The 17205-nt window shown below is 71.3% G+C and carries 16 protein-coding genes and 1 tRNA gene; 9 read left to right on the plus strand and 8 right to left on the minus strand.

Annotated features, from left to right (window positions below; all coding sequences use genetic code 11):
• Positions 1–11 precede the first annotated feature (11 nt).
• From ACIQCJ_RS05525 to ACIQCJ_RS05545, 5 genes are all read left to right on the plus strand, one after another.
• Positions 12–740: a LuxR C-terminal-related transcriptional regulator gene (locus ACIQCJ_RS05525; protein WP_391162317.1), complete on the plus strand. Its 729-nt coding sequence runs from the start codon at positions 12–14 to the stop codon at positions 738–740.
• A gap of 226 nt (positions 741–966) precedes the next feature.
• The gene (gene galT, locus ACIQCJ_RS05530; protein WP_401310334.1) at positions 967–2013 is read left to right on the plus strand and encodes a galactose-1-phosphate uridylyltransferase; all 1047 of its coding nucleotides are present in this window, start codon (positions 967–969) and stop codon (positions 2011–2013) included.
• Between the two features lie 68 nt (positions 2014–2081).
• The gene (gene galE / locus ACIQCJ_RS05535) at positions 2082–3062 is read left to right on the plus strand and encodes a UDP-glucose 4-epimerase GalE (protein WP_402710866.1); all 981 of its coding nucleotides are present in this window, start codon (positions 2082–2084) and stop codon (positions 3060–3062) included.
• Entirely contained in the window at positions 3059–4207 is a 1149-nt protein-coding gene (gene galK / locus ACIQCJ_RS05540; RefSeq protein ID WP_402710772.1) for a galactokinase, read from the plus strand. The genes galE and galK overlap by 4 nt, the downstream gene beginning before the upstream one ends.
• Positions 4208–4646: 439 nt before the next feature.
• Positions 4647–5429 (plus strand): LuxR C-terminal-related transcriptional regulator, encoded by a 783-nt coding sequence (locus ACIQCJ_RS05545; protein WP_188282377.1) that lies wholly within the window; start codon positions 4647–4649, stop codon positions 5427–5429.
• On the opposite strand, the gene ACIQCJ_RS05550 is transcribed toward ACIQCJ_RS05545, so the two are convergent.
• A complete protein-coding gene (locus tag ACIQCJ_RS05550) occupies positions 5388–5885 on the minus strand; it encodes a MarR family transcriptional regulator (protein ID WP_355337983.1) in 498 nt (165 codons plus the stop codon). The two genes, ACIQCJ_RS05545 and ACIQCJ_RS05550, sit on opposite strands and share 42 nt — an antisense overlap.
• A gap of 166 nt (positions 5886–6051) precedes the next feature.
• Here ACIQCJ_RS05550 and ACIQCJ_RS05555 point away from each other — a divergent pair, with 166 nt between their 5' ends.
• Positions 6052–6882 (plus strand): trans-aconitate 2-methyltransferase, encoded by an 831-nt coding sequence (locus ACIQCJ_RS05555; protein ID WP_402710773.1) that lies wholly within the window; start codon positions 6052–6054, stop codon positions 6880–6882.
• Positions 6879–7298 carry a glyoxalase gene (locus ACIQCJ_RS05560; RefSeq protein ID WP_391162315.1) on the plus strand — a complete coding sequence of 140 codons (420 nt, stop codon included), beginning with the start codon at positions 6879–6881 and terminating at the stop codon, positions 7296–7298. Before ACIQCJ_RS05555 ends, ACIQCJ_RS05560 begins: the two co-directional genes overlap by 4 nt.
• Positions 7299–7350: 52 nt before the next feature.
• Here the strand turns inward: ACIQCJ_RS05560 and ACIQCJ_RS05565 are convergent, their stop codons facing one another.
• The 6 genes from ACIQCJ_RS05565 to ACIQCJ_RS05590 all read right to left on the minus strand — a co-directional run bounded on the left by ACIQCJ_RS05565 (position 7351) and on the right by ACIQCJ_RS05590 (position 12349).
• Positions 7351–7842, minus strand: a complete 492-nt coding sequence (locus tag ACIQCJ_RS05565; protein WP_391162558.1) for a hypothetical protein — start codon at positions 7840–7842, stop codon at positions 7351–7353.
• A gap of 108 nt (positions 7843–7950) precedes the next feature.
• Entirely contained in the window at positions 7951–8544 is a 594-nt protein-coding gene (gene pth / locus ACIQCJ_RS05570; protein ID WP_355337992.1) for an aminoacyl-tRNA hydrolase, read from the minus strand.
• Between the two features lie 217 nt (positions 8545–8761).
• Entirely contained in the window at positions 8762–9367 is a 606-nt protein-coding gene (locus ACIQCJ_RS05575) for a 50S ribosomal protein L25/general stress protein Ctc (protein ID WP_402710774.1), read from the minus strand.
• Positions 9368–9587: 220 nt separating this feature from the next.
• Positions 9588–10568, minus strand: coding sequence for a ribose-phosphate diphosphokinase (locus ACIQCJ_RS05580; protein ID WP_355337998.1), 981 nt, complete (start codon positions 10566–10568; stop codon positions 9588–9590).
• Positions 10569–10711: 143 nt separating this feature from the next.
• Positions 10712–12169: a bifunctional UDP-N-acetylglucosamine diphosphorylase/glucosamine-1-phosphate N-acetyltransferase GlmU gene (gene glmU / locus ACIQCJ_RS05585; RefSeq protein WP_391051663.1), complete on the minus strand. Its 1458-nt coding sequence runs from the start codon at positions 12167–12169 to the stop codon at positions 10712–10714.
• A gap of 108 nt (positions 12170–12277) precedes the next feature.
• Positions 12278–12349, minus strand: a tRNA-Gln gene (locus ACIQCJ_RS05590).
• A gap of 222 nt (positions 12350–12571) precedes the next feature.
• Here ACIQCJ_RS05590 and ACIQCJ_RS05595 point away from each other — a divergent pair.
• Together ACIQCJ_RS05595 and ACIQCJ_RS05600 are read left to right on the plus strand one after the other, a co-directional pair.
• The gene (locus ACIQCJ_RS05595; protein ID WP_391051661.1) at positions 12572–13564 is read left to right on the plus strand and encodes a fatty acid desaturase; all 993 of its coding nucleotides are present in this window, start codon (positions 12572–12574) and stop codon (positions 13562–13564) included.
• Between the two features lie 148 nt (positions 13565–13712).
• A complete protein-coding gene (locus tag ACIQCJ_RS05600) occupies positions 13713–14315 on the plus strand; it encodes a TetR/AcrR family transcriptional regulator (RefSeq protein WP_188282429.1) in 603 nt (200 codons plus the stop codon).
• Positions 14316–14437: 122 nt separating this feature from the next.
• On the opposite strand, the gene ppc is transcribed toward ACIQCJ_RS05600, so the two are convergent.
• Positions 14438–17173, minus strand: coding sequence for a phosphoenolpyruvate carboxylase (gene ppc / locus ACIQCJ_RS05605; RefSeq protein WP_355338007.1), 2736 nt, complete (start codon positions 17171–17173; stop codon positions 14438–14440).
• Between the last annotated feature and the right edge of the window lie 32 nt (positions 17174–17205).

The raw sequence follows: 17205 nt of genomic DNA on the forward strand, positions 1-17205 counted from the left end.
GGATACCCGACATGGGCGTACGGCTCGTGGTCGTTGACGACCACCGCCTGCTCGCCGAGGCGCTGGCCTCGGCACTGAAGCTGCGCGGGCACCGGGTGCTCGCGGCGGCGGCGCCCGCGGCGGGCGCGGCGGAACTGGTACTGAGCAGGTCTCCCGAGGTGTGCCTGTACGGTACGGCCGCACCGGCCGAGCCGGGCGCCTTCGACGCGGTGGCCAGGATCAAGCGGGAGCGCCCGGCGGTCGCGGTGGTCGTCCTCGGACCGGTGCCCGACCCGCGCGGCATCGCGGCGGCCTTCGCGGCCGGCGCCTCCGGTTACGTACGCCACGACGAGCGCATCGAGGGCGTGGAGCGCGCGATGGCCAAGGCGCGGGCCGGGGAGGTCGCGGTGGCGCAGACGCTCCTCCAGGGCGCCTTCGCGGAACTGCTCAACCCCGCGCGGCAGCCGGACGACGAGGGCGCGCGGCTGCTGGAGATGCTGACACCGCGCGAGATCGAGGTCCTGGTGCGGGTCGCGGAGGGCGAGGACACCCGGCTGATCGCGGCGGGCATGCGGATCGCGCCGAGCACCGCGCGGACGCATGTGCAGCGCGTCCTGATGAAGCTGGGGGTCGGCTCCCGGCTGGAGGCGGCCGCCCTGGCCGCCCGTACCGGCCTGCTGGACCGCGCGGCGGCCGAAGGCGCCCCGGCGTCCGCGCCGTTCCCGCAGTCCTCCGCGGCCGGTCCCGGCGCGGCGGGCTGACGCACCGATCCCAGCACCCCCTTTTCCCACACGTTTTCCGCACGTCTTCCGCACGCGGGGCGGCACCTCCGGACAGGAGGTGCCGCCCCGCTCTCGCGTGCGCGGACACTTACCACCACAATCAACCTGTTTCAAGCATCTTCCCGGAGTCCCCATTGACCGGGCTGTTATTTTGTGGTTCCTTGTGTTTGATTATGTTGAGTGCTTGTGATGAGGGGCCTCAAGGGTGAAGAAGACGACGACCCGGCTCGCCGACGGCCGTGAGCTGATCTATTACGACTCCAGGGACGACGTCGTGCGCGACGCCGTGGACCGCCGTCCGCTGGAGCCCGTCGCCACCGAGTCCGAGCTGCGCGCCGACCGGCTGCTGGGCGACACCGTCGCCGTCGCCTCGCACCGGCAGGGCCGTACGTACCACCCGCCCGCCGACGAGTGCCCGCTGTGCCCCTCGCGCGAGGGCCGGCTGAGCGAGATCCCGGACAGCGACTACGAGGTGGTCGTCTTCGAGAACCGCTTCCCCTCGCTGGCCGGTGACGCGGGCCGCTGCGAGGTGGTCTGCTTCACCCCCGACCACGACGCGTCCTTCGCCGACCTGAGCCCCGGCTCCGCCCGCCTGGTGCTGGACGCCTGGACCGACCGCACCCGCGACCTGGGCCAGCAGCCCGGCGTGGAGCAGGTCTTCCCGTTCGAGAACCGCGGCGCGGAGATCGGCGTCACCCTCGGCCACCCGCACGGCCAGATCTACGCCTATCCGTTCGTCACACCGCGCACCGCCCTGATGCTGCGCTCGCTCGCCGAGCACCGCGAGCGCACCGGCGGGCGCAACCTCTTCGACGACGTCCTCGCCGACGAGCGCGCGGACGGCCGCCGAATCGTCCTCACGGGTGAACACTGGACCGCCTTCGTGCCGTACGCCGCGCACTGGCCGTACGAAGTGCACCTGTATCCCCACCGCCGGGTGCCCGACCTGCTCGGCCTCGACGAGGACGCGCGCGCCGAGTTCCCGCGGGTCTATCTGGAGCTGCTGCGCCGCTTCGACCGGATCTTCGGCGAGGGCCAGCCGCGTACCCCGTACATCTCCGGCTGGCACCAGGCGCCGTTCAACGCGCCGGACCGCCGCGATTTCGCGCTCCATCTGGAGCTTTTCACTATCCGGCGCACATCGGGCAAGCTGAAGTTCCTCGCGGGCTCCGAGTCCGGAATGGGCGCTTTCATCAACGATGTGCCGCCGGAGTCCGCGGCGTTGCGACTGCGAGAGGTAGCGAGTCAGTGAGCACCGAGCGAGCGGGCACCGAGTCGACGACCGCCCAGCGGGAGACGGCCGCCCGGCCCAAGAAGGTCCTGGTCACCGGCGGCGCCGGATACGTCGGCGGGGTCGTCGCCGCCCATCTGCTGGAGGCCGGGCACCGGGTGACGGTGCTGGACGACCTGTCGACCGGCTTCCTCGCGGGCGTGCCCAAGGGCGCCGACTTCGTCGAGGGCCGCGTCCAGGACGCCGACAAGGTGCTCGACAGCACCTATGACGCGGTGCTGCACTTCGCCGCCTCCTCGCAGGTCGGCGAGTCCGTCGCCGTACCCGAGAAGTACTGGCGCAACAACGTCGGCGGCACCCTCGAACTGCTCGCCGCCATGCGGGACTCCGGCGTACGCACCCTCGTCTTCTCCTCCACCGCCGCCACCTACGGCGAGCCCACCGCCATCCCCATCACCGAGGACGCGGCGACCGCGCCCACCAACCCGTACGGCGCGACGAAGCTCGCCGTCGACCACATGATCACCAGCGAGTGCGCGGCACACGGCCTGTCCGCCGTCTCCCTGCGGTACTTCAACGTCGCGGGCGCGTACGGCGGCCACGGCGAGCGGCACGACCCCGAGTCGCACCTGATCCCGCTGGTCCTCCAGGTCGCGCAGGGCCGCCGCCCCGCGGTCTCGGTCTTCGGCGACGACTACCCGACGCCGGACGGCACCTGCCTGCGCGACTACATCCACGTCGCGGACCTGGCCGAGGCGCATCTGCTGGCGCTCGACAAGGCGCCCGCGGGCGAGCACCTGATCTGCAACCTCGGCAACGGCAACGGCTTCTCGGTCCGCGAGGTCATCAAGACCGCCCGCCAGGTCACCGGCCACCCCATCCCGGCCACCGACGAGCCGCGCCGCGCGGGCGACCCCGCCGTACTGGTCGCCTCCGCGGAGCGCGCCAGGCAGCGGCTCGGCTGGCAGCCCAGCCGCACCGACCTCGCGGAGATCATCCGCGACGCATGGAATTTCACCCGGTCGCTGTCGCAGGACCACTCGCCGACGCAGGGGGAGGACGGACGATGACGGAAGCCACGACGGAAGCCGCGTTCGAGATCGCGTTCAAGAACATCTTCGGGCGCGCGCCCGAGGGCATATGGGCGGCGCCCGGCCGGGTCAATCTGATCGGCGAGCACACCGACTACAACGACGGCTACGTCATGCCGTTCGCGCTCCCGCACCGCACCCGGGCGGCCGTCGCCCGCCGCGACGACGGGCTGCTGCGCGTGCACTCCGCCGACATGGACGGCGGCATCGTCGAACTGCGCGTCGACGAACTGGCTCCCGGTACGACCGGCGGCTGGGCCGTCTACCCCGCGGCCGTCCTGTGGACGCTGCGGCAGGCGGGCCACGCCATCGGCGGCGCCGACATCCACTACGACAGCAATGTGCCGGTCGGCGGCGGGCTCTCGTCCTCCGCCGCCCTCCAGGTCGTCACCGCCCTGGCCCTCACCGAACTGCACGGCCTGGACCTGCCCCGCCAGGAGTTGGCCCTGCTCTGCCAGTCCTCGGAGAACACCTACGTCGGCGCGCCCGTCGGCGTCATGGACCAGACCGCGTCCGCCTGCTGTACGCAGGGGCACGCGCTCCACCTCGACGTGCGCGGGCTCACGCAGCGCCAGGTGCCGTTCGACCTGGCCGCGCAGGGGCTGCAACTGCTGGTGGTCGACACCCGCGTCAAGCACGCGCACGCCGACGGGGCGTACGGCGAACTGCGCGCGGGCTGCGAGGCCGCCGCCGCGGCCCTCGGCGTCCCCGCCCTGCGCGACGTCCCCTACGACGGGCTCGACGCCGCGCTGGCCGCCCTCCCCGACGAGCGGCTGCGGCGGCTCACCCGGCACGTGGTGACCGAGAACCGGCGCGTCGAGGAGGTCATCGCGCTTCTGGACGCCGGGCGCACCCGCGAGATCGGGCCCGTCCTGACCGCGGGGCACGTCTCGCTCCGCGACGACTTCCGGATCTCGTGCGCCGAACTCGACCTCGTGGTCGACACCGCGCTCGCCAACGGCGCCCTGGGCGCCCGTATGACCGGCGGCGGCTTCGGCGGCTCCGCCATCGTCCTGGCGGAGGCCACCGACATCCCGGCGCTGTCCGCGACCATCCAGGCCGCCCTCCCGGCGGCCCGGCTCTTCCCGACGACGGCGGGCCCCGGAGCGCACCGGCTGGTTTAGCGGGGCCCGGATCTCAAACCCGGTTCCCAGACCCGGTTTCCATACCCGGTTTCCAGACCCCGTTCTCCCACCCCGTGCTCAAATCCCGTTCCCCGCTCCCGTTCCCCGCTGTCTGACGGGCCGGTCCGTGTGAAGCTCGGCACGCGCGGACCGGCCCGTTCGGCGCGCGCGGGGCCGCTCCCGTCACCGTGGTCACTCCGGTACCACAAGACGAGGGAATCCGGAATTCCGCGACGGAGAACTTCCGTCAAGACGGTGTTAACGGGGGCGCGACGCCCTACGCTTTTGAGACAGCGCCGGTGGGGGCCGGCGTGCATCAGGGGGCGAGACGCAAGGGGTTCGGCACCCGGGGAGGGTCGGCGGTCCCGATCCGGGTGCCGGATCCCGCGCGAATGCCGCCCCGCCACTGGGGGAGTGCCCAACACCGGGAGTGGTACCCGTGGGACGAATCCGCGTTCTCGTCGTCGATGATCATCGCATCTTCGCCGAGTCGCTTGCCGCCGCGCTCGCGGCGGAGCCCGACGTCGACGTCTCGGCCGCGGGGAGCGGCCCGGCCGCTCAGCGCTGCCTGGACCGCGCGGCGGCCGACAACCGGCGCTACGACGTCCTGCTGGTGGACGCCGATCTGGGGGACGGTCCGCGACCGCCGGTGACGCTCGCGGCGGTGCCGCGCATCCCGGTCGAGCAGGAACCGGTCCTGGACGGCCTGGCGCTGGTGGAACGGGTCAGGGCCGAGTATCCGGGGACCCGTACCGTCGTGCTGGCCGAGCGGGACGACGCCCGCAGGGCGGCCCGCGCGCTCCAGGCCGGGGCGTCGGGGTGGGTCGCCAAGGACTGCTCGCTGTCACGGCTGCTCGCGGTCGTACGCGGCGTGCTGCGCGACGAGACGCATCTGCCGCCCGCGCTGCTGACCGGTGTGCTGCGCGAGCTGACGGCCGCCCGCAGGCACCGCACCGAGAGCGAACGGCTGGTGGAGTCGCTGACGCCGCGCGAGCAGGAGGTGCTGCGCTGCATGGTCGCGGGCCTGGGCCGCAAAGCCGTCGCCGAGCGGCTGTTCCTGTCGCCGCACACCGTCCGCACCCATATGCAGAATGTGCTGGGCAAGCTCGGCGTGCACTCGACGCTGGCGGCGGTCGCGCTGGCCCGCAGGGCGGGCGTGGGGCCGGTGGAGCTGGTGCCGTCAGCCGGGGACGTTGTCGAAAGGCGCGGTCAACTGTCGTAGCAGCCCGGCCAGTTCACCGCGCTGCCGGGCGGACAGCTCGCCCAGGATCGCGCGTTCCTGCGCGAGCAGTCCGGCCAGTGACTGGTCCGCGCGCTCCTGGCCCTCCACGGTGAGCCGGACGAGCACGCCGCGCCGGTCGCTGGGGTCGGGCAGCCGCTCGACGAGCCCGCGCTGGGCGAGCCGGTCGATCCGGTTGGTCATCGTGCCGGAGGTGACCAGCGTCTGGGTCAGGAGCTGGCCCGGCGAGAGCTGGTACGGCGGTCCGGCGCGGCGCAGCGAGGTGAGCACGTCGAACTCCCACGGTTCGAGACTGTGCTCGGCGAAGGCCAGCCGCCGCGCGCGGTCGAGGTGCCGGGCGAGTCTGCTGACCCGGCTGAGCACCTCCAGCGGCTCCACGTCGAGGTCGGGGCGCTCTCGGCGCCATGCAGCGACCAGCCGGTCGACCTCGTCCTCCATGCGCTCAGTGTAGTAGGTCTGTCGATATGAAGTCTCTTGATATGAAGCCTCTTGACTTCAAGAGATATGTCGGAGGAGCCTGGACACCGACCAGAGGGCAGAACCTCGCCCTCCGTTTCGGTAGCGGCTGTGCGCAGCCGGCTATGAAAAGCCAGGGAGTACGACGATGCACGCAGCGCCAACGTGGGACCCGCAACAGTATCTCCGGCACTCCACCCACCGCACCCGCCCTTTCCTCGACCTCCTGACCCGTATCCAGGACCTGCCGGGCGGCGACGCGCCCCGGATCGCCGACATCGGGTGCGGTCCGGGCAATGTCACCGCGCTGCTCGCCGACCGCTGGCCCGGAGCCCGGATCACCGGCTTCGACAGCTCCCGCGAGATGCTGGACGCGGCGGCGCGGTACGCGGGACCCACGGCGGGCGGCGGTGAGCTGGACTTCCGGCAGGCCGACGCGGCGCACTGGGCGCCCGAGGAGTCCTTCGACCTGATCGTCTCCAACGCCGCGCTCCAGTGGGTGCCCGGCCACGCCGACCGCTTCCCCGGCTGGCTCGACCACATCACGCCCGGCGGCACCCTGGCCTTCCAGGTGCCGGGCAACTTCACCGCGCCCAGCCACGCGCTGCTGGGCGAGCTGTGCGACACCCCGCGGTGGCGCGACCGGCTCGACGGACACGGCCGCCGCTACGTCCACATCCTCAGCCCGGCCGACTATCTGGAGCGGCTGACCGAACTGGGCTGCGCGGCCGATGTGTGGGAGTCGACGTATGTGCAGTTGCTCCAGGGCGAGGACCCGGTGCTGGAGTGGACCAAGGGCACCGTGCTGCGGCCGGTGCTGACCGCGCTGGACGGCGACCGGGGGGCGGTGACGGAATTCGTCGGCCAGTACCGCGACCTGCTGCGCAAGGCGTACCCGCCGGGCCCGCACGGGACGGTCTTCCCCTTCCGGCGGATCTTCACCGTCGCGCGCAAACAGGGGCAGGAGGCGGCGGCGTGACGCGGGGAGCGGCAGGGGGGACGGCGGGGGGCGCCGACGGCTTCGGGATCGCGGGGGTCGACCACGTCCAGCTCGCCGCGCCGCCGGGCAGCGAGGAGGCGCTGCGCGCGTACTACGTCGGGGTGCTGGGGATGGCCGAGCTGACCAAGCCGCCGGTGCTCGCGGCGCGCGGCGGCTGCTGGTTCGCGGCGGGGGACGCGGTGCTGCACTTAGGGATCGAGGAGGACTTCAGGCCCGCCCGCAAGGCCCACCCGGGCATCCGCGTCACCGGGATCCACGCCTTCGGCAAGGAGCTCCAGGCGCGCGGCGCCAAGGTCGTCTGGGACGACGACCTGCCGGGCCACTCCCGCTTCTACTCCGAGGACCCGGTCGGCAACCGGCTGGAGTTCCTGGAGCCGACGGCGATGAGAGCCTGACGTCCGCGCGAGGGGGGCGTCGGGCGAGCGTGCCCGACGACCCCCACGCGTCCTACAGCAGCAGGAAGGCCGCACCGATAAGCGCCGCCCCCAGCGCCGCCAGCGTCCACGCCGTGCGCCGCATCCGCAGCGCCCCGCCGGCCACGACCGCGGCCAGCAGCAGGGCTCCGGCCAGCGGCACCCAGGAGAAGAACAGGCCGCCCCAGTCGGACCGTACGACCGTGTTCGTCCCGGGCTTCACCACGACCGGCACACGGTCGCCGACATGGTGTGTGACCGGCAGGCTGATGACCACCTTCGGGCGGGCGACGGCCGACCCCTTCGGCGCGAAGGGTCCGGTGCAGGTGGAGTCGCCGCAGTTCGTCAGCGTCATCGTGCCGTGCTCGTGCCCCTTGGTGAGCACCACGTATTGCGCGGTCTTCCACGAGTCCCAGGCGCCGGACGCCAGGAGCAGCAGCACCAGCGCCCACCCGCCCACCACCCGGGCCAGCAGGACCAGCCCCCAGGTGCCCTCGGCCATCCGGCGGGAACGGCTGCGTTTCACCATGCGGGCGATCTTTGGCCATCGCATGCCGTCCGGTCAACCTCGGTACGCGCTCGCCCTCGACAAGGGTGAGCGCCGTGTCCGGCGGTTGACCGGTCGCGCGTCCGGTCAGGTGTTGTACGTGCTCTGCGCGCGCTCCAGGCCCTCGGTGATCAGCGCCTCGACCGCGTCCGCCGCCCGGTCCACGAACCAGTCCAGCTCCTTGCGCTCGGTGGACGAGAAGTCCTTGAGCACAAAGGCCGCCACGTCCATCCGGCCCGGCGGACGGCCGATCCCCGCGCGCACCCGCAGATAGTCGGGGCCCATCGACTTGGTCATCGACTTGAGGCCGTTGTGACCGTTGTCGCCGCCGCCCAGCTTGAGCCGCAGCGTGCCGAAGTCGATGTCCAGCTCGTCGTGGACGGCGATGATCCGCTCGGTCGGCACCTTGTAGAAGTCGCGCAGCGCGGTCACCGGGCCGCCGGACAGATTCATGTACGACTGGGGCTTCGCCAGCACCACCCGCTGGTTCGCGGGACCGGGCGGGCCGATCCGGCCCTCCACGACCACGGCCTGCGCCTTCTGCGCGCGCTTGAACTTGCCGCCGACCCGCTGGGCGAGCAGATCGGCCACCATGAAGCCGATGTTGTGCCGGTTCCCCGCGTACTCGGGGCCCGGATTGCCGAGGCCCGCGACCAGCCAGGGCCCTGAGGTGTCACTCATCCACGTCTCCGACTCCGTGTCGCCGACTTCGTACCGGGAAAACGGCCGCCGCCGCACTCCGTGAGGGTGCGGCGGCGGCCGGGGTCACACGCGAGCACGTCAGCACGTCAGCACGCGAGCGCGCGGGCACGTGAGCGTACGCACATGAGCACGTCAACACACGAGCACGTCAGCACACGAGCGCATAAGCGCGCGAGGACCGGGGGAGCGCGGGGGACTACGCCTCGGCGGCGGCGTCCTCGGTGCCCTCGGCGGCCTCGTCGCCCGCCACGTCGGCGGCCTCGGCCTGGGCCGAGACGACCTGGATGACGACCGCGTCCTCGTCGATCGCCAGGGTGGAGCCCTTGGGCAGGGTGATGTCCTTGGCGAGGATGGAGGCGCCGGCCTCCAGGCCCTCGATGGAGACGGTGACCGCGGTCGGGATGTGGGTCGCCTCGGCCTCGACGGGCAGCGTGTTGAGCACGTGCTCCAGCAGGTTGCCGCCGACGGCCAGCTCGCCCTCGGTCTGCACCGGGATCTCGACGGTGACCTTCTCGCCGCTCTTCACGGACAGCAGGTCGACGTGCTCGATGGTGCCGCGCAGCGGGTCGCGCTGGACCGCCTTGGGGATGACCAGCGCGGTCTTGCCGTCGAGCTGGAGGGAGATCAGCACGTTCGCGGTGCGGAGCGCGAGCAGCAGCTCGTGGCCGGGGACGGTGACGTGCTGCGGGTCGGCGCCGTGACCGTAGATGACGGCGGGGACCTGGTGGGCGCGGCGCACGCGGCGGGCGGCGCCCTTGCCGAACTCGGTGCGCGGCTCTGCGGCGATCTTGACCTCGGCCATGATGCTCAACTCCTCGATGCGGAAAACTCGGTACGCGAAAGGGGGGTCATACGGTCGCCCGACCCACGACGGGCCGTTCCACGACTCACCCCCGCTTGCGCGGAGACCGTTACGAGGAGCGCGCCGATAACGGAGGTCCGCCGGAAAAACCGGGGCCTCCCTCGCCGAGCAACGCGGACAGCGTAACCGGCGGGGAGGCCCCGGGAGAAATCGATCTAGCTCAGTGCTCGGAGTCCTCGAACAGGCTGGTGACCGAGCCGTCCTCGAACACCTCGCGCACCGCGTTGGCGATGGTCGGCGCCATGGACAGCACGGTGATCTTGTCGAGGTTCAGCTCGCGCGGGGTCGGCAGGGTGTCGGTGAGGATGAACTCGCTCACCCGGGAGTTCTTCAGCCGGTCCGCGGCGGGCCCGGAGAGCACACCGTGGGTGGCGGTCACGATGACGTCCTCGGCGCCGTTGGCGAACAGCGCGTCGGCGGCGGCGCAGATCGTACCGCCGGTGTCGATCATGTCGTCGACCAGGACGCAGACCCGGCCCTTGACGTCACCGACGACCTCGTGGACCTTCACCTGGTTGGCGACGTCGGGGTCACGGCGCTTGTGGACGATGGCCAGCGGCGCGCCGAGCCGGTCGCACCAGCGGTCGGCGACCCGTACCCGGCCGGCGTCCGGGGAGACCACCGTGAGCTTGGCGCGGTCGACCTTGGCGCCCACGTAGTCCGCGAGCACCGGCAGGGCGAAGAGATGATCGACCGGGCCGTCGAAGAAGCCCTGGATCTGGTCGGTGTGCAGGTCGACCGTGAGGATGCGGTCGGCGCCCGCGGTCTTGAACAGGTCCGCCATCAGCCGGGCCGAGATCGGCTCACGGCCGCGGTGCTTCTTGTCCTGCCGGGCGTAGCCGTAGAAGGGCACGATCACGGTGATGCTCCGGGCGGAGGCCCGCTTGAGAGCATCGAGCATGATGAGCTGCTCCATGATCCACTTGTTGATGGGAGCGGTGTGGCTCTGGATGAGGAAGCAGTCCGCGCCGCGGGCCGACTCCTGGAACCGCACATAGATCTCGCCGTTGGCGAAGTCGAAAGCCTTGGTCGGCACCAGGCCGACTCCGAGACTGTGTGCCACCGCCTCCGCCAGATCGGGGTGGGCGCGGCCGGAGAAGAGCATCAGCTTCTTCTCACCGGTCGTCTTGATCCCGGTCACTGCACCGTCTCCTTGGAGTTTTCGACTGGTGTTCGGCACAGCGTCGCCTTCGGTTAGGCGTGCTGGCGGAATTGTGTGCAAGCCACACGGTACGCCCCAACCGGCGCATCTGTGCACCTCAAGAGGCCCGGATGAGACGTCCCTCACTCGCCCTGCGGCGTGTCTCCTCGTTGTGCGCGTTCGGCGGCCTCGGCGGCGGCGCTGCCGGGACGCTTGCGCGCCACCCAGCCCTCGATGTTGCGCTGCTGACCGCGGGCGACGGCCAGGGACCCCGCGGGAACGTCCTTGGTGATCACCGATCCGGCGGCGGTGTACGCGCCGTCCCCGACGGTGATCGGCGCCACGAACATGTTGTCGGAGCCGGTCTTGCAGTAGCTGCCGATGGTGGTGTGGTGCTTGGCCTCGCCGTCGTAGTTCACGAAGACGCTGGCGGCGCCGATGTTGGTGTACTCGCCGATCGTGGCGTCCCCCACATAGCTGAGGTGCGGCACCTTGGTGCCCTCGCCGATCGAGGCGTTCTTCATCTCCACGTACGTGCCCGCCTTGGCCTTCGGGCCGAGCTTGGCGCCGGGGCGCAGATACGCGTACGGGCCGACGGTCGCCTGCTCGCCGATCTCGGCCTGGTCGGCGACGGTGTTGGACACCCGCGCGCCGGGGCCGACCGCGGTGTCGGTGAGCGTGCAGTTGGGGCCGACCTCGGCGCCCGCGCCGACGCTGGTGGCGCCCAGGAGCTGGGTGTTGGGGTGCACCAGGCAGTCCTGCTCGAAGCGGACGTCGACGTCGACCCAGGTGGAGGCGGGGTCGACGACCGTGGCGCCGTCCAGCATGGCGCGGTGGAGCAGCCGGTCGTTGAGCACCCGGCGGGCCTCGGCGAGCTGCACCCGGTTGTTCACCCCGGCGATCTCGCGGTGGTCGGGGGCGACGTACGCGCCGACGCGGTGGCCGGCCTCGCGCAGGATGCCGAGGGTGTCGGTCAGATACTCCTCGCCCTGCGAGTTGTCCGTGGTGATCTTGCCGAGCGCGTCGGCGAGCAGGGCCGCGTCGAAGGCGTAGACCCCGGAGTTGATCTCGGCGATCGCCAGTTGGGCCGGTCCGGCGTCCTTCTGCTCGACGATCGCGGTGACCCGGTCGTCGGAGGAGCGGATGATCCGGCCGTAGCCGGTGGGGTCGGGCACCTTCGCGGTGAGGACCGTCACGGCGTTGCCGTCGCCCTCGTGCGCGCCGACCAGGGTGTGCAGGGTCTCGGCGGTGAGCAGCGGGGTGTCGCCGTAGGTGACCACCACGGTGCCGTCCAGGACGACGCCCTGCGCGGACAGCGCGTCCAGGCCGATCCTGACCGCGTGCCCGGTCCCGTTCTGCTCGTGCTGCACGGCGGTGAGCGCCTGCGGGTCGATGCCGTTGAGGTGCTCGGTGACCCGCTCGCGGGCGTGGCCCACGACCACCACGAGGTGCTGCGGCGCCAGTTCGCGGGAGGCGGCGACCACATGGCCGACGAGGGAACGGCCGCAGATGGGGTGGAGGACCTTCGGGGTGGCCGACTTCATGCGGGTGCCCTCACCCGCGGCGAGGACGACGACGGCAGCCGGACGGTTCGGGCTCACGTGAGGAGACTCCTCGGCTTCGGGTGCTGGACATCCGCAGGATACCGACGGGTTCCCGGATGGACGCCGGGCGGCCCCGGCCGGACCGGCCGGGGCCCCGGTGAGGTGCTCCGCCGCCAGGACTCGAACCCGGACATAAGGCACCAAAAGCCCCAGTGCTGCCAATTACACCACGGCGGATCAACCCGCGCTTTCGACCCGTTGGCGAGCCGGGCGGGCTGGACTTCACCATCATGCCGTACGAGCCGGGGTGGACGCGACGTAGATCCGGGGTAGAGATCGCACGACGGGCCGCATGAAGTGGTTCTGTCGCTCGTCGTCGGCCGCTGCAATACTTACGGCGGCGTAAGTTACGGGCTTGACCGGCTGAAACCAGCCCCCTCAGATCCCCAAGGGACAGACATGACCACGCACACGGACGTGAGGCCCGAGTCCCGGGAACCCGGGCCCTCGGGACAGGAAGACGCGCTGAACAGCGCCACCCGCGGTGGTGAGAGCAAGCGGTCGATCGAGCAGATCGCGCTGCTGCTGTTCATCAGCATCCCCTTCGTGGCGCTGGTGGCGGCCATCCCGCTCGCCTGGGGCCGCGGCATGAGCTGGCTGGATCTCGGCCTCATGATCGGCATGTACTTCCTCGGCTGCCACGGCATCACCATCGGCTTCCACCGGCACTTCACCCACGGTTCGTTCAAGGCCAACCGCCCCCTGAAGATCGCGCTCGCCATCGCCGGATCGATGGCCGTCGAGGGCCCGATCGTGCGCTGGGTGGCCGACCACCGCAGGCACCACAAGTTCAGCGACGCCGAGGGCGACCCGCACAGCCCGTGGCGGTACGGCGAGACGCTGCCCGCGCTGATGAAGGGCCTGTGGTGGGCCCACATGGGGTGGCTGTTCGACGAGGAGCAGACCTCGCAGGCGAAGTACGCGCCCGACCTGATCAAGGACTCCGCGATCCGCCGCATCTCGCGCGACTTCTGGCTGTGGACCGTGATCTCGCTGGCCATCCCGCCGGTGGTCGGCGGCCTCGTCACCATGTCGTGGTACGGCGCGTTCACCGCGTTCTTCTGGGGATCGCTCGTTCGGGTGGCGTTGCTGCACCACGTCACCTGGTCGATCAACTCGATCTGCCACGCGGTCGGCAAGCGCCCCTTCAAGTCCCGTGACCGCTCCGGCAACGTGTGGTGGCTGGCGGTGCTGTCCTGCGGCGAGTCCTGGCACAATCTGCACCACGCCGACCCCACCTCCGCCCGGCACGGTGTGCTGCGCGGCCAGGTCGACTCCAGCGCCCGGATCATCCGCTGGTGCGAACAGCTCGGCTGGGCCACCGACGTCCGCTGGCCGAGCGCGGACCGTATCGCGGCCCGCCGTAAGGAAAACATCAGTGAAGCGGCATGATTGACGCGTGAGCGACGGCAGCGGATCGAACGGCGACGGCGGAAGCGGCAGGGCCTCGGGTACGGATTCGGGTGCGAAGTCGGGCTCACGTCCGGCCACGGCCTCAGGCGTGGCGGGACCCACCGCCCGGCGCGCCCGCCGGGTCCGTATGACCGGCAAGGAACGGCGCGAGCAGCTTCTCGACATCGGCCGCACGCTCTTCGCCGAACGCGGCTTCGAGGGCACCTCGGTCGAGGAGATCGCCCACAAGGCGGGCGTCTCCAAGCCGGTGGTGTACGAGCACTTCGGCGGCAAGGAAGGGCTCTACGCCGTCGTCGTCGACCGTGAGATGCGCCGGTTGCTCGACATGGTGACCGGCGCCCTCACCGGCGGCCACCCCAGGGAGCTGCTGGAACAGGCCGCCTTCGCGCTGCTGGACTACATCGAGCAGTACACCGACGGTTTCCGCATCCTGGTGCGCGATTCACCCGTCGCCCAGTCCACCGGCACCTTCGCCTCGCTGATCAGCGACATCGCCACCCAGGTCGAGGACATCCTCGGCCACGAGTTCAAGCGGCGCGGCTTCGACCCCAAGCTCGCCCCGATGTACGCGCAGGCGCTGGTCGGCATGGTGGCGCTCACCGGCCAGTGGTGGCTGGACGCGCAGAAGCCGAAGAAGGCCGAGGTCGTCGCCCACCTGGTGAACCTCTCCTGGAACGGCCTGGCGGGCATAGAGCCCAAGCCGCGGCTGATCGGCCACCGCAAGAACTGAGGCGGCCGACGACGTACAGGCGCATAGGCGCACAGACGTACAGGCATACAGACGTACAGGCGTACAGAAGAAGGCGCCCGGCGGACCGATCATCGGTCCGCCGGGCGCCTTTCTCCTATCGCTCAGCCGGTGTTGCGCAGCCCCGCCGCCACACCGTTCACCGTCAGCAGCAGCGCGCGCGACAGCAGCGGGTCGGGGCTCTCGCCCCGCTCCGCCGCCGCCCGCTGCCGGGCCAGCAGCGTCACCTGGAGATACGAGATCGGGTCCAGGTACTGGTCACGGATGTGGAAGGTCTGCGCCAGCAGCGGGCTGCCCGCCAGCAGCTCGGACTCCCCGGTGATCCGCAGCACCTCGCTGACCGTCAGCGCGTGCTCCGCCTCGATCGTGGCGAAGACGTGCTTGAGCTCGTCGGGCACCAGGGTGTCCACGTAGTGCCGGGCGATCCGCAGATCGGTCTTGGCCAGGGTCATCTCGACGTTGGACAGGAAGTTGCGGAAGAAGTGCCACTGTCCGAACGCCTCGTCTATCACCGGGCCGAGCCCCGCCTCGCGGGCGGCCTTCAGCCCGGCGCCGACCCCGAACCAGCCGGGGACGATCTGCCGGGACTGCGTCCAGCCGAACACCCACGGGATGGCCCGCAGACCGTCCAGGCCCGCACCGGAGTCCGGGCGGCGCGAGGGACGCGACCCCAGGTGCAGCTCGCCGAGCTGGTCGACGGGCGTGGAGGCGAAGAAGTACGGCGGCAGGTCCGGGTCCTCGACCAGCTTGCGGTACGCGTCGTGGGCCGCCTCGGAGACGATGTCCATCGCCGCGTCCCAGCGCGACAGCGCCTCGTCGGACTGCCGGGGCGCGGTGTGCAGCGCGGACGCCTGAAGCGTGGCGGCGACCGTCAGTTCCAGGTTCTCCCGGGCCAGCGACGGGATCAGGTACTTGTCCGAGATCACCTCGCCCTGCTCGGTCACCTTGATCTCGCCCTCCAGGGTGCCCCAGGGCTGGGCGAGGATCGCGGTGTGCGAGGGGCCGCCGCCGCGGCCGACGGTGCCGCCGCGGCCGTGGAACAGCCGCAGCCGCACCCCGTGCCGGTGCGCGACGTCACGCAGCCGCCGCTGCGCCCGGTGGATCTCCCACTGCGAGGTGGTGATGCCGCCGAACTTCGACGAGTCGCTGTAGCCGAGCATGACCTCCTGCACGTCACCGCGGAGCGACACCAGCCGCCGGTAGGACGGGTCGGACAGCATCTCGTCCAGGAGCTGGTCGGCGATCTTCAGCTCGTCGGTGGTCTCCAGCAGCGGCACGATGCCGATCTTGGCGATCCCGGCGTGCAGGTCGATCAGCCCGGCCTCGCGCGCCAGCACCGCCGCCGCGAAGACGTCGTCCGAGCCCAGGCACATCGAGATGATGTACGACTCCACGACCTCCGGACCGAACCGCTCGAACGCCTCCCGGATGGTGTGGAACACCCCGAGCGTCTTGGCGCCCGCCTCGTCCAGCGGGGCGGGCGTCGGCGCCAGCGGGCGGCGCGAGCGCAGCTCCTTGGCCAGCAGCTTGCGCCGGTAGTCGCGCGGCATGTCCGCGTACCGCCAGGACTCCTCGCCGAGCCGGTCGAAGAGCTGCCCCAGCGCGTGGTGGTGCGCCTCGGCGTGCTCGCGCACGTCCATGGTCGCGAGCTGGAGGCCGAAGGCGGACAGGGTCCGGATCGTACGGTCCAGGCGGCCGTCGGCGATCAGTCCGCCGCGGTGGACGCGCAGCGAGTCCTGGATGAGCTGGAGGTCGTGCAGCAGACCGCCGGTGCCCAGGTAGTCGCGGCCGGGGACGTGCGGGGTGCCGCCGGCCAGCCGCTCGCGGGTGTTGACGAGCTTCTGCCGGATGCAGGTCGCCTTCAGCCGGTACGGCTCCTCGGCGTTCAGCCGCTTGTAGCGCGGGCTGATCTCGGGCAGCGCCACCAGGTCCGTGGCCAGCGAGTCCAGCAGGTCGGTGCTCGCGCCGCAGTTGCGGATCGAGTTGGACAGCGCGCCGCGCAGCACGTCCACCAGGTCGAGCGCGTCGGTGATGCCGTGCTCGTGCTGGAGGATCAGCACGTCCCAGGTGACCTGCGGGGTCACATTGGGGTTCCCGTCGCGGTCGCCGCCGATCCAGGTGCCGAAGGTCAGCGGGCGGGTCCCCGCGGGCAGCGGCAGCCCGACCCGCTCCAGCTCGGCCGCCAGGTCCTCCAGGACGTCGCCGACCGCGCCCGCGTGCAGTTCGTCCAGGTAGTAGATGGCGTTGCGCGCCTCGTCGGCGGGCTCAGGGCGCACCACCCGCAGCTCGTCGGTCTGCCACAGCAGGTCGATGTTCTCCGCGAGCCGCAGGTCCGCGCGGCGCCGGTCGCCCGTGCCCTGCCCGGTGGTGTCGTCCAGCAGCTCCGCGATCCTGCGCAGCTTGTTCAGCACACTGCGCCGCGCGGCCTCGGTGGGGTGCGCGGTGAACACCGGCCGCACGTTCAGATTCCGTACGGTCTCGCGTACGTGCTCGGGGTCGCCGTCCTTCAGCAGGTCGGCGGTCTGGGCGAGCAGGCCGCCCTCCTGCGCGCGGCGCTCGCGCAGGTCCCGGCCGCGGTGCACCTGCTCGGTGACGTTGGCCAGATGGAAGTAGGTGGAGAAGGCGCGTACCAGCTTGGCGGCGGTCTCCAGGTCGGTGTCGCCGAGAAGCGTGGCGGCTGCCTCGCCGTCGGTGCGGGTCAGGGCACGTACCCGCTCGACGAGATCGAGGAGTTCCTGGCCTTCCTGTCTCACCAGCGTGCCGCCGAGCAGTTCTCCCAGGCGGCGGATGTCGGCTCGCAGGGCGGTACTGCTCTCCGGGGCGGTGTCGGCGCTGCTCACAGGTGCGGCTCCTTGTGCAGTGGAAGTGGACG

Origin of the sequence: Streptomyces sp. NPDC093221 (assembly GCF_044753885.1) — a bacterium.
GTDB lineage: Bacteria > Actinomycetota > Actinomycetes > Streptomycetales > Streptomycetaceae > Actinacidiphila.

What these genes read in the sequence shown, in the direction of transcription:
- ACIQCJ_RS05525 (WP_391162317.1), top strand. Translation starts at nt 12, where the DNA reads ATGGGCGTACGGCTCGTGGTCGTTGACGACCACCGCCTGCTCGCCGAG.
- galK (WP_402710772.1), top strand. Translation starts at nt 3,059, where the DNA reads ATGACGGAAGCCACGACGGAAGCCGCGTTCGAGATCGCGTTCAAGAAC.
- ACIQCJ_RS05550 (WP_355337983.1), bottom strand. Translation starts at nt 5,885, where the DNA reads ATGGAGGACGAGGTCGACCGGCTGGTCGCTGCATGGCGCCGAGAGCGC.
- ACIQCJ_RS05555 (WP_402710773.1), top strand. Translation starts at nt 6,052, where the DNA reads ATGCACGCAGCGCCAACGTGGGACCCGCAACAGTATCTCCGGCACTCC.
- pth (WP_355337992.1), bottom strand. Translation starts at nt 8,544, where the DNA reads ATGAGTGACACCTCAGGGCCCTGGCTGGTCGCGGGCCTCGGCAATCCG.
- ACIQCJ_RS05575 (WP_402710774.1), bottom strand. Translation starts at nt 9,367, where the DNA reads ATGGCCGAGGTCAAGATCGCCGCAGAGCCGCGCACCGAGTTCGGCAAG.
- ACIQCJ_RS05595 (WP_391051661.1), top strand. Translation starts at nt 12,572, where the DNA reads ATGACCACGCACACGGACGTGAGGCCCGAGTCCCGGGAACCCGGGCCC.
- ACIQCJ_RS05600 (WP_188282429.1), top strand. Translation starts at nt 13,713, where the DNA reads ATGACCGGCAAGGAACGGCGCGAGCAGCTTCTCGACATCGGCCGCACG.